Below are 14,939 nucleotides of genomic sequence, written 5' to 3'. Positions count from 1 at the left end.
TGTCAAAAATACGTTACGGGCCGGGCTGCTACTTCTGACTCTCGGGCATGGCCGTGGAGTCGGCCGGAGCCGTTTCGGTGGGCTGCAACGCGCTGCGCACGGAGGTTTTGCCCTTGGTAGTTGGCGTTTTCGGCGTCGGCGTGCTCGCGCCGGTTTTGCCAGTAGGCGGGGTTTTGGTGGGCGGCGTCTTGGCCGGCGGAGTTTTGCCGCCGCCCGTGGTGCCGCCGCTGCCGGCGTCCGTCGACAAGGCCGCCAGGCGCTGCTTGGCTCCTTCGATGACCTCGGGTACCGGGAATTTATTCTCGATGATGGAGTTCAGCGTGGCCTTGGCCTGGAACGTTTCGCCCTGGGCCGTGTAGATGTCGGCAATCAGCAAAAAGCCCCGGCCCTGCCACAGCTCGTAGTTCGAGGAGTTGGTCTTATAGGCCGCGTCGAGAGCCTCGGGGTACTTTTTCTGCTGAAACAGCACGTCGGCCAGCAGGTACTGGGCTTCGGCCCCGGTTTCGTCGGTGGCAGCTGCGGCCTTGGTCAGCTCGGGCAGGGCCAGCTCGAAGTTGCCGGTCTTGTGGCTGGCTTTCCCCAGATACAGGTTGGCGGCATTGGTGGCGTTGAGCGAAGCCCCGGCCACGCTGCGCAGCTCCTCGGCCACGCGGCGGGTGCTGGGGTAGTCGGCGGTTTCGTAGTAGCTTTTCATCAGCCCGATGCCGGCGTTGGCCACCTCGCGCTTGTTCTGCGACACTTCCCGCAGGCGGGTGTAGTACTTGATGGCCTCGGGGTAGTTTTTGGCCTCAAACTCCAGGTCGGCTACCCGGCCCACGGCCCGGTTCACGAATTCGCTCTTGCCCTCCTGCACCACGGCCCGCATCCGGGTCAGGCCCTCGGCCTTTTTGCCGGTTTTGAGGTAGGAATCGGCCAGAAAAAAGCGGCCGTCGGCGGCCAGGGCGTTGCTGGGGTACTGTTTCAGGTACGACTCCAGCCGGGTAATGGCCTGGGGATACTTTTCGGCCAGGTACAAGGATTTAGCGGCCTCAAACTCGACGCTTTCGGTGGCCTTGCTTTCCGGGTTCTGGGCCTTAAACTGGGCCAGGTACTGGTCGAAATCTTCAGTTTTGCCCGTAGCCGCGAGGCTCTCCTGCATGCTGTAAATAGCGCTGCTGGCCGCTTTGGTGCGCGGGTACTGGTCGAGCACCTGCTTGAAGTCGGCAATGGCCTTGTCGTGCTGGTTGAGGTTGGCGTAGGCCACCCCGCGCTTCTGCAAAGCTTGCGGAATCAGCTGGCTGTTGGGCCGGTTGGTAATAAGCTTGGTAAAGCCGTCGACGGCGGGCTGGAAGTCGCCGGCCTCGAAGTCGAACTGGGCCTGTTGATACACGGCATCATCGGCGTAGCGCGACGTGGGCGAGGTTTTGAGCAGGGTGCTCAGGGTCTTGGTGGCTTCGTCGCGCCGGCCCATCAGGCCCAGGGTTACGCTTTTCTGATAGTAGGCGTAGTCCTTGTCGGCTGCGTTGGCGGCAATAACCTTGTCGTAGAGCTCCAGGGCCTGGGCGTAGTTTTTCCCCACGTAGTAGGTGTCGGCCACGCGCAGGGTCACGTCGTAGTAGTTCGGGTCGGTGGGCTTGGCCACCGGGTCGTTGAGGTAGGCCTGAAACTGGGTCCGGGCCGGGGCGTACTGCTGGGTGTTGTAGTAGGCGTAGCCCAGGCCATAGCGGGCCTTCTGGTCGAAGTCGGTTTCGGCCGCCGAGCCGCTGCGGGCCGTACGGGCCGCGGCGGTGTAGGCCTGAATGGCTTCGGGGTACTTCTGCCCTACTGAGTAGATTTCGCCCTTGAGCACCTGAGCGGCAGCCCGCAAGGCATCGTCCTGGGGGTACTTCAGCGACTTATCAACCAGCGGCAGGGCCTGCGAGTACTGGTTGTTGTTGTAGAGCGTGGCGGCCTGCAGGTAGGTCACGCGCTGGTAGGTGGCGTTGAGCTTGTTGCTGCGGTCGTCGAGGCCTTCGAGGTAGCTGATGGCCTGGGTAAAGTCGCTCGAATTGAGGAAGCTCTCGCTCAGGATGTCGTCGGCGGCGGCGCTGTTCTTGGAGCGCGGAAACCGCTTGTTGAAGCCCTGAAGGGCCGTAATCACCTCCTGGGTGTTGCCCAGCTCGTAGTTGATCTGGGCGTACTTGATGGTGGCGTTTTCGGTGATGGTCTTGTCGAAGGTGGTCTTGCGGGCCGCGTCGAACGAGTTCAGAGCCTGCTGCTTCTGGTTGGTTTTGAGGTAGCTTAAGCCCAAGTGGTAGGCCGCATTCTGCCCGAGCGAGTCGCGCTGGGCCGCCACGCCCTTCAGGCTGCCGATGGCGCCCTTGTAGTCGCCCATCTTGAAGTTGGCGTAGCCGATTTTGTACTGCACCTTGGGCTCAATCTTCTTGCGGCCGGCGGCGTACTTGTCGAAGTACTCGGCGGCCTGCTTGAAGTCCTGCTTCTGGTAGAAGGCGTCGCCCACAAGCAGCTGAATTTCGTCGGCGCTCTGCGGCGGCGGGGTCTGGGCTAGGGCCTTGGTGCCGTAGTCAATCAGGCCGTCGAAGTTGCCTTCCTTATAGTAGATCTGGCTCATGATGGCCGGCACCACGAGGCGGTAGGCATCGTTTTGCTCGGCCACGCTCAGGTCCTGGCGGGCGGCGGCGTAGTCGCCCCCGCGGAAGGCCAAATAGCCCGCGTAGTAGGAGCTGGCGTAGCGGTACTCGTGGTTGCCCTGCTTGTTGCGGTCAAAGAGAAGCTTGGCTTTGTCGAACTCCTTTTGGGAAAAGTAGCTGTAAGCCAGCTTAAACTCGGATTCGGCCCGCTGCTCGGTGCTCAGGTTGTCGGCCCCTACGCGCTGCAGGTAGTCGATGGAGCGGGCGTAGTCCTTCTTGTCGAAGTAGAGCTTGCCCAGCTCGAAGAAGGCCTGGGCCGCTTTGGGGTGGGCCGGGTTGTTGGCCGCAAAGGCCAGGACCTGCCCCTCGGCGTCGGGGTGAAACAGGTAAAGGCCACTGATGGCGCGGTAGTACTCCGCGTCGGTGGTCCGGTCGCGCAGCTCGCCGGTGCGGCGCTGGGTTTGTTCTAGGTAGCGCTGGAAGGCCTGCTGGGCGGCGCCGTACTTGCCGCGGTCAAAGAGTTCGAGACCTTCCTGAAAGTGTCGTTCGTCGGAGGCAAAAACCTGCGTTTGCTGGGCTGAAGCGGCCACGGGAGCCGCGGCGCTGAGGGAAGCGGCCAGCGCAATCCGGGGAAATATCTTCATTAACGGGGCGTTACGGGAAAAAGGGCGCTGCCGGCCCGGTACTGGTCAAAAGTAGCGAAAAAAGGCAATGGGTTGCGCAGTTTTGGCCTTTTAGACTCTGGTAACGCCGCAACGGGCCGGTTTGGTGTATACCGGCCCAGCAACCTACTGCGGCTGCCCCTTCCGGCCGCATTGTCCCGGTTGCGCGCCGCGCAAGTGCAGTTCCACACCGGAACCTTGCGGTTTAGCGCCTAAAATAAACGCTGAATGTGGAGCCCACGCCCATCTGGCTGGCTACCTCAATCCGCCCGCCGGCGTTTTCCACAATTTTCTTGACCATGTAGAGCCCGATGCCGGTGCCCTCGACGTGGTCGTGCAGGCGCTGAAACATGGCAAACAGCTTTTTACCATCGTGTTTCAGGTTCAAACCCAGGCCATTGTCTTCCACCCGCAGCACGGCGTAGCCAGCCTCCACGGCGCAGCTGACCCGCACCCGGGGCGGCCGTTCGGGGCTGCGGTACTTCAGGGCGTTGCTGAGCAGGTTGTAAATAATACTGCGCAGGTTTTTCTCCGAAAAGGAAATCGTGGGGCAGGTGCCGACCGAAATGTCCACGGTGGCTTCGGCGGCCTGCACCAGGGGCTGCAGATCGAGCCGGACTTCGTGAATGAGCCGTTTCAGGTCCACGGTGGCGGCCGTAGAGCCATGCTCCTTCTGCAGCTTGGTCACTTCGGTGAGGTGCTCGATGGTGCGCTTGAAGCGGTCCACCGAAGCCTGCATCATCCGCAGAATCTGGGGTACCTGCTCGGCCTCCTGGGCCGTGTGGGCGGGCAGCTCCAGCAGCAGGGCCTGCAGCAGGCCTTCAATGTTGCTGATGGGGGCCTTCAGGTCGTGGGAAGCGGTGTAGATGAAGTTGTCCAGGTCCACGTTGGCCCGGGTCAGCTGCTCGTTGTTGACCTGCAGCTCGCGCTGGGCCTGGTCGATGCGCTCCAGGGCCAGCTTGTGCTCGTGAATATCGGTGAAGGTGCCAATCCACTGCACAATCTCGCCCCGCTCGTTGCGGGAGGGCAAGGCCCGGCCCAGCATCCAGCGGTACTCGCCAGCGTGGTTGCGGAAGCGGTACTCGATTTCGAAAGCCTGCCCGGTGCGCAGGCACTCGGCCCAGCGGGCGTTGCTGGGCTCGGCATCGGCCGGAAAAATGTGCTCCTGCCACTGGCTGCCCAAATCCACGAAGCTACCGGCCCCGGTGAAGTCAAACCAGCGGTGGTTGAGGTAGGTGGTCACGCCGTGGGCGTCGGTGGTCCAGGCAATCTGCGGGATGCCTTCCAGCATGCGGCTGGCTTCGGCCGCCACCCGCTCAATGGCCTGCCGGGCCTGCTGCTGGCGGGTAAGCTCCTCGTTTTTGCGGGCAATAACGGCATTCTGCTCCGTGACGCGGGCCTGAATGGCTTTAACGGCCTGCTGGGCCGATAAGTCGGTGGCAATAACGGCCAGCACCGGCGTTTCATGAAACGTCAGCATGTTCATCGACAGCGACAGGGGCCGCAACGAGCCATCCTGACTGCGCAGCGGCAGTTCGCCCTTGCCCTTGCCTTCGTCCCAGGCGCTGCCCAGCAGCGTTTGCCAGTAGCCGTGAAAGTCCAGAGGGATAAAGGCGTCGAGCTTGCCGCCGATAACTTCTTCCAGGGCCCGCCCCAACCAGCTGGCCAGGCAGGCATTGCCGTAGAGGATGGTTCCGTCGTCGCTTAGCAGCAACGCCCCCTCGTTCATCTGCTCAATCAGGGTGCGGTAGCCATGGTCGGCGCCCTCCAGGGTGAAGATGCGCGGCCCTTCCGGGCTCTGAATGGCCAGGGCATCGACGGCGCCGGTACGTACGGCCTCAATCAGCTCTTCGGCTTCCTCAAGGCGGTAGCGCAGCTCCTCATTCTCGCGGGCTAGCTCGGCCGCCGTTTTCCCTGCCGCCTCCCTCATTGGCTCGTGGTTTGGTCTTGCGCCGCGGGCGGAGTAATGCCCAAGGCCCGCAGCACCCGCGCCCGGTCCGAAAGGTCGCCGACGAGGCGGCGCACCAAGCCCGGGCTGCGCTTGATGAGCGTAGGGGCGCCGATGAGCTGCTCGTGCTGGGCCAGTTCGGGTTGCTGGTAGATGTCGATGATCAGCAACTCGTAGCGGCCCGGTAGGTACTGCTCACAGATATCCTTGATGTTGCGTACGGCCCGCGTCGAGTTAGGAGTAGCTCCCGTAATATACAGGTGCAACACGTACTCGGCCCCGGTAGTTGCCTCCGCCCCTTCTTCTACTTCCATCTACTACTGGTTTTTACCGCCTACGACCCGAATATCAAGTCCAACCAGCACCTTTTCCTCGTTCGACAGGTCGCCGATGATCTTGCGGATGGGCTCGGGCACTTTGCGCACCAGGGTGGGAATGGCCAGGATCTGGTCCCCTTCGGCTAGCTGGGGATTCTTGAGCAGGTCGATAACCTCGATGGAATAGCGGCCCTTCAGGTACTGCTCACAGTACTTCTTCAGGTTGGCCAGGGCCATGACCGATTTGGGCGTTTGCCCGGCTACGTACAGGCGTAGTTCCCAGGATTCTTCGTCCATAAATAAAGCCGTTTTGGCAAGTGTTGTTTCCATTACGGACTTATGAAGATTGTGATGGGGAGCCGGAGGGCTGCAGAGGCTGGGGCTGGCTAAACTGGGCCCGGCCCTGGGCCAGGGCCTGCTGCCGGGCCTGCTCCTCGTGGTTGATCTGGCGCAGCTCCTCCTCCACCGACTCAAACTCGGTGCGCAGGTTGCCGATGGTGGCTTCCAGGACGCGGCGGCGGCGCTCCAGTTCCCGGTCTTTACGCTCCAGTTCCTGCTGGGCGGCCAGCAGTTGAGCTTGCTCCTGCAGCTGCTGGGTCAGGCGGCCGGCGCCCGTGACAATGCCCGTGGGCCCAATAACGACGTCGAGCAGCTGAATGCCCTGCTCGGTAACCAAAAACTCGCGCACTTTATTGGAATGGCTCATGCCGCGCGACTTCAGAATGCTGATGCCGCGGTTCCGCTCACCCATGCCCTCCAAATCACGCACGCTCACCCAGGTATCAACCAGCGACGAAACGCCTTCCTCGGTCATTTCCTGCTGGATGTTGCGCCCACTGATAAGAGAGGTAAACAGGGCGGTGATGCCGTTGACTTTCAGAAAGTCGATGAGGCGGATGAGCATGCTCTTGACCTCGCTCAGGTTGCCTACCGAAATCAGGTTGCTGATGGGGTCAATGATAACGGCCGCGGGCTTAAAGTCCTTGATCAGCTTGTGAATGCTCACCAGGTGGCGCTCCAGGCCGTTGAGCGTGGGCCGGGTGGCCTCGATGCGCAGCTGCCCGCTGGCCACGAAAGGCGCCAGGTCGATGCTGACGGATTGCATGTTGCGCACCAGCTGCTGGGGCGACTCCTCGAAGGCCAGAAACAGGCAGCGGCCGTGGTTGCGGCATACCTCGGCGGCAAACGTAGCGGCCAGCGTGGTTTTGGCCGTGCCGGCCGTGCCGGTTACCAGCACGCTACTGCCCTGGTAAAAGCCGCGGCGGCCAAACATTTCGTCCAGGGCCGGAATGCCCGACGACACGATTACGTCCGACACCTCGTGGTTGAGCTGCAGCGAGGTGACGGGCAGCACCGAAATACCAGATTCCATAATCAGGTACGGGTACTCGTTGGTGCCGTGGGTGCTGCCGCGGTACTTCACAATGCGCAGGCGCCGGGTGGTTATCTGGTCAATCACGCGGTTGTCGAGCAGAATCACGCAGTCGGACACGTACTCTTCCAGGCCCTGGCGGGTGAGCGTGCCCTCGCCCCGCTCGGCGGTAATGATGGTCGTGACGCCCTTATCCTTGAGCCAGCGAAACAGGCGGCGGATTTCCGAGCGCAGCACGCCTTCGTTGGGAAAACCCGAAAACAAAGCCTCAATCGTGTCGAGCACCACGCGCTTGGCCCCGATAGAGTCGATGGCGTGGCCCAGGCGGATGAAAAGGCCTTCGAGGTCGTACTCGCCGGTTTCCTCAATTTCGGACCGGTCGACGTGGACCTGGTCGATGCGCAGCTTTTTGTCGGCCTGCAGCTGCACCAGATCAAAGCCCAGGGAGGTGACGTTGGCCGCCAGCTCAGCCGCCGACTCCTCAAAGGTCATCAGCACGCCGGGCTCGTGGTAGTCCTGGATGCCGCGCACCAGAAACTCGATACCCATCAGGGTTTTGCCGCAGCCGGCGCTGCCGCAGATCAGGGTGGGCCGGCCCAGGGGCAGACCGCCCTCCGTTATTTCATCCAGCCCATCGATGCCGGAAGGCGCTTTGGGCAGCTGGGGCAGGGCCGCGGACGGGTGAGCGGAAGCAGAAGCAGGAGTAGTTGACATGCAGCAAAATTTTCGGCACAGGCAATGCCTGGTCCAAGGTACGGCTTTCTGGTGGCCGGTATGGTTGAGCTTGACCAAAAACTGGGTTGCCGGGCCCTGTTGCGGGGTTTACAAGCTCAACCTTGGAGTTAACGTATTAAGCGGAGCGGGGGATTAGCCAAGGGGATAAAAAGCCTAATACATTGGCGGACAAGTAGTCTTTGACTAGCCGCCCACCACGGCGCTCAGGGGCACGGGGTGCAGAATAAGAAAGACCAGTTCCCGCAAAATTTCTCCGTCACTCATCGAGCCGCTTTCCACGCCCTTGCTCTGCAAATCGGCCCGGCGCAAGAGGTGAATAATGTCGCGGGTGCGGCCGAAGTCGTACACGCGCAGGGCCTGACTGTACTCTTTCTGGGCAAAGGAGTTCATGATGCCCAGCTTTTTAAAGTCGGCGTCACTGGGGTTGCCGCGCTGGTGGAGCACGAGCAGCTTGGTAAAGAAGCCGAAGAGCAGCGTCAGGTTCGGAATCAGTGGGTTGGCTTTGGGGTTGGCCTCAAAGTAGCTCAGGATACGGTTGGCCTTGAGCACGTCGCGCTGCACCAGGGCCTTCTGCAGCTCGAAGATGTTGTAGTCCTTGCTGATGCCTACCATCTGCTGCACCAGCTCCTCGTCGATGCCCTGCCCGGGCTTGACGTTGAGCAGCAGCTTGTCGATTTCGTTGGTCAGCCGGCCCAGCTCGGTACCGATGTACTCGGCCAGCATAGCCGTGGCCTGACCCGTAATCTGCTGCTTTTTGCCGCGCACGTAGCTCGTAATCCAGGCCGGCACCTGGTTGTCGTAGAGCTTTTTGCTGGTCATTACCACGGCCTTTTCGGCTAGCAGCTTGCCCAGCTTCTTGCGCGCGTCCAGGGTTTTGTGCTTGTAGCAGAACACGAGCACGGTCGTCGTCAGCGGGTTTTTGAGGTAGGCTTCCAGAAACGGAAAAGCCTTTTCCGACTCCAGGTCGGCCACGGCCTGGGCTTCCTTGACAATGACCACCGAACGTTCGGCCATCATCGGGAAGCGCCGGGCCTGCCCCAGAATGGCGGCTACGTCGGTGTCCTTGCCGTAGAGCACCACCTGGTTGAAGCCCCGGTCGTGCTCGGGCAGCACGTGTTTTTCCAGGATGTCGGCAATGTAGTCCACATAGTAGGGCTCCTCCCCTTGCAGGAAGTACACGGGCGCGTATTGCCGCTGACGCAGCTGCTGCAGAATTTCGTCGGGGGTGGAAAGCAAGGTGGTGAACTGGTGAACTAGTGAAATGGTGAGTTGACCTTCTTATGGCCTCCTCTTTTTCTCCGCGCAAATGTACCACCGTACTTTTACCTTTGCAGCCTTCCTTCTGGTGAGCGGGGTCGGTGCGTACACCCATTGGCCCAAAAAACTCACCATCTCACCATTTCACCTTTTCACCACCTTGGACCTACTAGAAGAGCTCCGCTGGCGCGGGATGTTTCACGACATGATGCCCGGCACCGATGAGCATTTGCGCCAGAACGCGCCTATCACCGGCTATATCGGCTTCGACCCTACTGCTTCGTCGCTGCACATCGGCAATTTGGCCACCATCATGCTGCTAGTCCACCTGCAGCGCGCCGGCCACCGCCCCCTGGCCCTGGTAGGCGGCGCCACCGGCATGATTGGCGACCCGTCGGGTAAGTCAGCGGAGCGGAATTTGCTCGACGAGGAGGCTCTGCGCCGCAACCAGGCCGGTATCAAAGCCCAACTAGAGAAGTTCCTGGACTTTAACGAAGGCCCTACCGGGGCCAAAGTGGTCAACAACTACGATTGGTTCAAGGACTTTGGCTTCCTGCAGTTTCTGCGCGAAGTGGGTAAGCACCTGACCGTAAACTACATGATGGCCAAGGACTCGGTAAAGCGTCGCATCAGCGGCAACGAGGACTCCGGGGCCGAGGGCCTGAGCTACACCGAGTTCAGCTACCAGCTGCTGCAGGGCTACGACTTTTTCCACCTCTACAAGGAGCTGGGCACGACCCTGCAAATGGGCGCCAGTGACCAGTGGGGCAACATCACGACCGGCACCGAACTGATCCGGCGCATGAGCAACGGGGAGGGCAAAGCCTACGCCCTGACCGGCCAGCTCATTACCAAAGCCGACGGCACCAAGTACGGCAAGAGCGAAACCGGCACCGTCTGGCTCGACCCGACCATGACCTCGCCTTACCAGTTCTACCAGTTCTTCCTGCGGGCCGAAGACGTGGACGCCCCACGCCTGATCCGCGTATTTACGCTGCTTTCCCAGCAGGAAATTGAGGCCTTGGAAGCCGAACATGCCCAGGCTCCCCACCTGCGCGTACTGCAGAAAGCCCTGGCCAAGGACGTGACTATCCGGGTACATTCGCAGGAAGCCTTCGAGGCCGCGCTGGCCGCGTCCCAGGTGCTCTTCGGCGGCGGTGATTTGGCTTCGCTCGACGAGGCTACCCTACTCGACGTCTTTGCCGGCGTGCCACAGGTGGAAATCAGCCGCAGCGAAGTAGCCGACCTCGACGCCCTGACCCTGCTGAGCACGGCAACGAATGGGGTAATTTTCGCCAGCAAAGGCGAGGCCCGCAAGATGGTCCAGAATAACGGCGTGAAGCTAAACCGCCAGAAAGTTGCCCTCGACCAGTCGGCCACGGCCGTGGCGCCCCTGCTGGACAAGTACCTGGTGGCCCAGAAGGGCAAAAGCTACTTCCTGATCAAGCTTATCTAAACCACACCACGGGTTCGACGGACTATTCGGATTTCACGGATTGTGTGGACGGCTCAGCAGACTTTATTAAGAATTACTGCTAGGTGAGATGACAAACAAAAAGGCCCCGCCGTGCTGGCGGGGCCTTTTTGTTTGACCCAGGAGTCGACTACACAATCCGTCGAATCCGTGGTTCAGGGCAACCTACTTCTTCTTGGCAGGAGCAGCTTTCTTGGCAGCGGCCGGAGCAGCAGCTTTCTTAGCGGGAGCCGCTTTAGCCGGAGCAGCACCAGCATCGCCAGCGGCGCTGTTCTTGGTGTTCTGCACTTCCGTACGGATGGTCTGGGCCAGGTTTTTCAGTTCCTGCATGCCTTTACGCACGCGGGTACCAGCGGCCGAGTTCTGCTTGTCGTAGAACTTCTCGAAGTCCGATTCCAGGGAGAGTACGAGGTCTTTCAGTTGGCTATAATTGCTCATGTGAAAAAGGTTGATTGGTGTGGGTTTGATGTTATTGAACGGGCCTAATATACAGGGATTTCAAATACAAGCAATAGTTGTAATTTTTTTTCAAAATGCCCCTAGCAGCTAATGAAGCTAGGTTTTACCAAAATCAAACCCCATTTCCAGAATATAGTTTTTATTGAATGTTGCAGGAATAATACCAAAACCAAGGGGCGCTTCTCTCACGAAAAGCGCCCCTTGGTCATTCGGTTCAGAAAACCGGCCTAGCTGGCCGGAACAGCCTCCGTTTTGGAATAAAGGCCCTTATCGAGCTTCTCGGCCACTACCTCAAAGGCCTTGATGGTCTGATCGACGTCGCTTAGCGAATGCACGGCCGTTGGAATCAGACGGAGCATGATAACGCCCTTGGGAACTACCGGATACACCACGATAGAGCAGAAAATACCGTGATTCTCGCGCAAATCGAAGGTTATTTGGGTTGCGTCGGGAATCTGGCCGTTCAAAAACACGGGCGTCACGGGCGAAGTCGTGGTGCCGATGTTGAAGCCTTTTTCGCGCAAACCGCTCTGTAGGGCCCGTACTACGGTCCAGAGGTTGTCTTTCAGCTCAGGCTTGGTGCGCAGCAGCTCCAGGCGCTTCAAAGCACCTACCACGAGCGGCATGGGCAGGGATTTGGCGAAAATCTGGCTCCGCATGTTGTAGCGCAAATATTCAATTACGCTTTCCGGCCCGGCGACGAAGGCGCCGATGCTGGCCATGCTCTTGGCGAAGGTCGAAAAATAAAGGTCGATACCGTCCTGTACGCCCTGTTCTTCGCCCGTTCCGGCGCCCGTAGCGCCCATCGTGCCGAAGCCGTGGGCATCATCGACGAAGAGGCGGAACTCGTATTTTTCCTTCAGGGCTACCACGCCGCGCAGGTTACCCTGGTTGCCCGACATGCCGAACACGCCCTCCGTAATGACGAGCACGCCGCCGCCGGTTTCGTCGGTGATGCGCTTGGCGCGCTGCAGCTGCTTCTCCAGGCTCTCCATGTCGTTGTGGGTATACACGAAGCGCTTGCCGGCGTGCAGGCGCACGCCGTCGATGATGCAGGCGTGAGACTCGGCGTCGTACACAATCACGTCGTGGCGGCCCACCATGGCGTCGATAATCGATACCACGCCCTGGTAGCCAAAGTTGAGCAGCATGCAGTCGGGTTTCTGCACGAAGTCGGCCAGCTCACTTTCCAGCTGCTCGTGCAGGTTCGAGTTGCCCGACATCATGCGTGCGCCCATGGGCAGGGCCATGCCGTACTGGGCGGCGGCGTCAGCGTCGGCCTTACGGACTTCGGGGTGGTTGGCCAGGCCCAGGTAATTATTCAGACTCCAGGTAAGAACCTCTTTGCCGCGAAAAATCATACGGGGCTCGATTTCGCCTTCCAGCTTGGGGAAGGTGAAATAGCCGTGGGCGTAGTGCGAATGGCTGCCCAGTGGGCCGCGGTTCGCGGCAATCTTTTCGAAAAGATCCACGAGGGAATGGGTTAAATGTGAAAAGGAAACAGATGGGTGGCTGGGGGTTCAACCATCCGATAAAGTACAAAGTTATGGCAATCTGCAAAAGTAGCCCCTGCGCGCGAGGCTTCCAACTCCACGAAAAATAGCCTTCTCGTTTTACGGAGTAGGTAGAATGGCGTTTCTTTGGGCTGGAATTGATTTTCGAGGGTCTTTCCCCAAACGTCACCAATAGGATGTCATTCTAAGCCCAGCGAGGAATCTCGCCTGCATTCGTAATAATACAGCCTTATAACGACTGCGCGCGGGAGGTCTCTTCTCTGCTTGAAGCGCAGAATGGTCGACATGATGTTCTTTTACCCTTTCCCTCTCCTTCTACGCCTTCCTCTCTACTCCCACCGCATGAAAGAAATCAAGAAGCTGCTGGTCGCCAACCGCGGCGAAATAGCCCTGCGCGTGCTGCGCTCGGCCAAGGAAATGGGCTTGCAGACCGTGGCTATCTATAGTGAGGCCGACCGCCAGGCCCTGCACGTGCGCTACGCCGACGAGGCTGTGTGCGTCGGTGGCCCGCAGTCGTCGGAAAGCTATTTGCGCGGCGACGCCATCCTGGAAGTGTGCCGCCGCCTGAACGTGGATGCCATTCACCCCGGCTACGGCTTCTTGTCGGAAAACGCGGAGTTTGCGCGCATGGTCACCGAGGCCGGGCTGATTTTCGTGGGTCCTTCGCCCGAGGCCATGAACATCATGGGCGACAAGCTCTCGGCCAAGCAGGCCGTAAAAGCCTACGACATCCCGCTGGTACCCGGCACCGACGAGGCCATTTCTGACGTGGAGGAAGCCAAGCGCATTGCTTCGGAAGTAGGTTTTCCCATTCTGATTAAGGCCTCGGCCGGCGGCGGCGGCAAGGGTATGCGCATCGTCAATAACGCCGAGGAGTTTGAGGAGCAGATGCAGCTGGCCATCAACGAGGCCACCTCGGCCTTTGGCGACGGCTCGGTGTTTATTGAGAAGTTTGTGACCGGCCCGCGCCACATCGAGATTCAGGTTCTGGGCGACGAGCACGGCAACATCGTACACCTGTTTGAGCGGGAATGCTCGATTCAGCGCCGCCACCAGAAAGTCATTGAAGAGGCGCCGTCCTCGGTGCTCACGCCCGAGCTGCGGGCCGAAATGGGCCGTTGTGCCGTGGACGTGGCCCGGGCCTGCAACTACACCGGGGCGGGCACCGTGGAGTTTCTGCTCGACGATCAGCGCAACTTCTACTTCCTGGAGATGAACACCCGCCTGCAGGTGGAGCACCCCGTCACGGAGCAGATTACCGGCCTCGATTTGGTGAAAGAGCAGATCCGGGTGGCCCAGGGCCTGCCCCTGCCCTTCACCCAGGACGAGCTGACCATCACCGGCCACGCCCTGGAGCTGCGCGTGTACGCCGAAGACCCGCAAAACAACTTCCTGCCCGACATCGGAACCCTGACCACCTACGTGCGCCCCCAGGGCCCGGGCGTGCGCGTCGATGACGGCTTCGAGCAGGGCATGGACATCCCGATTTATTACGACCCGATGATTGCCAAGCTCGTCACCTTCGGCAAGGACCGCACCGAGGCCATCGAGCGGATGCTGCGCGCCATCGACGAGTACCAGATTACCGGCATCCAGACCACCTTGCCCTTCGGGAGCTACGTGCTCCGGCACCCGGCCTTCGTCAGCGGCAACTTCGACACGAACTTCGTGCGCGACCATTTCACCGCCGCCGACCTCGACGCCAAGCCCGACGAAACCACCGCCAAGCTCGCCGCCGTGCTCACGGCCCTGCTCATAAGCGAAAAGAAAGCCCCGGCCGCGGCCAGTAATGCCCCGGCTTCGACGCAGGGCTCGGGCTGGAAGCGCAATCGGCTGGGCGTACGGTAGAGCGTTTGTTTAGTATAGATTTGAAAAGCCCGGCTGGTTGGCCGGGCTTTTTATTTAGCTCGTCCCCAATTCAAGGCAACATGAGATACGTGTTTAGTGCGCTTGTTGTATTAGCCGTGTCCTCTTGTTCACATGATAAAGCGAGCAAGGCTGCACGCCAGCCCGAGCCGTTCCCAGCTATTCTGAGCAAGCAAGAAGTGGTCAGGGAAATTGGCTTGTATGCGGACAGAAATGCGGAAGAACTGACGTCCAAGCTATATCCATCCCTGGTATACATTGAAGTAGCGCAGGATAGTGTCCGTGCTTCCATCACCGTTTCGTCGGTTTCAACTATCAAGTTCTTCGAATACTATCAGCCGTGCGCCCTGAAAAACATAAACAACCACTACGTCTTGGTCAAATACAACCATTGCTTGAATACCATCTCGCCTACTCAACGGCAGTGGGTAAACCAGCATTTAAAGGACGATAGACCTAAAAAAATACTCAAAAGCAACGGCGACACGATAAATCTGGAGACTTATGTTTTATCCCATCCGGAAGTACTGACCATATTTCTACGCGACGGAAAAATCATTCACAAGACGTCTCAGCAGGGCGGCTAAGAACTAGGCCGCACTGCCTGTGTGTAGAGACGCAACCTTGCGTCTCGTCGGTGAACGATACCCTGGACCACTTTTACTGGCCCGTGGCCGCGGCTACCAATACGCCGGGGCTCGCGCGGCAGCCTACGGCCGAAAAGCA

10 protein-coding genes and 1 pseudogene are annotated in these 14,939 nt (G+C 59.9%); 3 read left to right on the top strand and 8 right to left on the bottom strand.

The annotated features are described in order from the left end of the window. Positions 1-28 precede the first annotated feature (28 nt). The 6 genes from MUN80_RS17895 to holA form a co-directional block, all read right to left on the bottom strand. Positions 29-3,253, bottom strand: a complete 3,225-nt coding sequence (locus MUN80_RS17895; protein ID WP_244714840.1) for a tetratricopeptide repeat protein — start codon at positions 3,251-3,253, stop codon at positions 29-31. A 223-nt stretch (positions 3,254-3,476) separates the two neighbouring features. Next, the gene (locus MUN80_RS17890) at positions 3,477-5,201 is read right to left on the bottom strand and encodes a PAS domain-containing sensor histidine kinase (protein WP_244714836.1); all 1,725 of its coding nucleotides are present in this window, start codon (positions 5,199-5,201) and stop codon (positions 3,477-3,479) included. Beyond that, positions 5,198-5,533 carry a circadian clock KaiB family protein gene (locus tag MUN80_RS17885; RefSeq protein WP_244714833.1) on the bottom strand — a complete coding sequence of 112 codons (336 nt, stop codon included), beginning with the start codon at positions 5,531-5,533 and terminating at the stop codon, positions 5,198-5,200. The genes MUN80_RS17890 and MUN80_RS17885 overlap by 4 nt, the downstream gene beginning before the upstream one ends. 3 nt (positions 5,534-5,536) lie before the next feature. Then, positions 5,537-5,866, bottom strand: coding sequence for a circadian clock protein KaiB (gene kaiB, locus MUN80_RS17880; RefSeq protein WP_244714830.1), 330 nt, complete (start codon positions 5,864-5,866; stop codon positions 5,537-5,539). A 7-nt stretch (positions 5,867-5,873) separates the two neighbouring features. Continuing rightward, positions 5,874-7,622: a circadian clock protein KaiC gene (kaiC, locus tag MUN80_RS17875; RefSeq protein ID WP_244714827.1), complete on the bottom strand. Its 1,749-nt coding sequence runs from the start codon at positions 7,620-7,622 to the stop codon at positions 5,874-5,876. Positions 7,623-7,826: 204 nt separating this feature from the next. After that, positions 7,827-8,879: a DNA polymerase III subunit delta gene (gene holA, locus MUN80_RS17870; RefSeq protein ID WP_244714824.1), complete on the bottom strand. Its 1,053-nt coding sequence runs from the start codon at positions 8,877-8,879 to the stop codon at positions 7,827-7,829. 181 nt (positions 8,880-9,060) lie between these two features. Between holA and tyrS the strand changes: the two genes are divergently transcribed. Continuing rightward, positions 9,061-10,356 carry a tyrosine--tRNA ligase gene (gene tyrS / locus MUN80_RS17865; protein ID WP_244714823.1) on the top strand — a complete coding sequence of 432 codons (1,296 nt, stop codon included), beginning with the start codon at positions 9,061-9,063 and terminating at the stop codon, positions 10,354-10,356. Positions 10,357-10,641: 285 nt separating this feature from the next. Here the strand turns inward: tyrS and MUN80_RS26135 are convergent. Next, positions 10,642-10,812 (bottom strand): annotated as a pseudogene (locus tag MUN80_RS26135) (BF3379 family histone-like protein); the annotation flags it as partial. Between the two features lie 248 nt (positions 10,813-11,060). Further along, positions 11,061-12,305 (bottom strand): aminotransferase class I/II-fold pyridoxal phosphate-dependent enzyme, encoded by a 1,245-nt coding sequence (locus MUN80_RS17855; RefSeq protein ID WP_244714821.1) that lies wholly within the window; start codon positions 12,303-12,305, stop codon positions 11,061-11,063. 384 nt (positions 12,306-12,689) lie between these two features. Between MUN80_RS17855 and accC the strand changes: the two genes are divergently transcribed. Together accC and MUN80_RS17845 are read left to right on the top strand one after the other, a co-directional pair. After that, positions 12,690-14,195, top strand: coding sequence for an acetyl-CoA carboxylase biotin carboxylase subunit (gene accC / locus MUN80_RS17850; RefSeq protein ID WP_244714820.1), 1,506 nt, complete (start codon positions 12,690-12,692; stop codon positions 14,193-14,195). A 20-nt stretch (positions 14,196-14,215) separates the two neighbouring features. Next, positions 14,216-14,800: a hypothetical protein gene (locus MUN80_RS17845; protein WP_244714819.1), complete on the top strand. Its 585-nt coding sequence runs from the start codon at positions 14,216-14,218 to the stop codon at positions 14,798-14,800. Positions 14,801-14,939: the final 139 nt, after the last annotated feature.

The organism is Hymenobacter cellulosivorans (genome assembly GCF_022919135.1).
Lineage (GTDB): Bacteria > Bacteroidota > Bacteroidia > Cytophagales > Hymenobacteraceae > Hymenobacter > Hymenobacter cellulosivorans.
This window is presented reverse-complemented; position numbering and strand designations above follow the sequence as displayed.

Excerpts from the sequence above, each read along its gene's own strand:
- MUN80_RS17895 (WP_244714840.1), bottom strand. The coding sequence starts at position 3,253 with ATGAAGATATTTCCCCGGATTGCGCTGGCCGCTTCCCTCAGCGCCGCG.
- accC (WP_244714820.1), top strand. The coding sequence starts at position 12,690 with ATGAAAGAAATCAAGAAGCTGCTGGTCGCCAACCGCGGCGAAATAGCC.
- MUN80_RS17890 (WP_244714836.1), bottom strand. The coding sequence starts at position 5,201 with ATGAGGGAGGCGGCAGGGAAAACGGCGGCCGAGCTAGCCCGCGAGAAT.
- kaiB (WP_244714830.1), bottom strand. The coding sequence starts at position 5,866 with ATGGAAACAACACTTGCCAAAACGGCTTTATTTATGGACGAAGAATCC.
- kaiC (WP_244714827.1), bottom strand. The coding sequence starts at position 7,622 with ATGTCAACTACTCCTGCTTCTGCTTCCGCTCACCCGTCCGCGGCCCTG.
- MUN80_RS17885 (WP_244714833.1), bottom strand. The coding sequence starts at position 5,533 with ATGGAAGTAGAAGAAGGGGCGGAGGCAACTACCGGGGCCGAGTACGTG.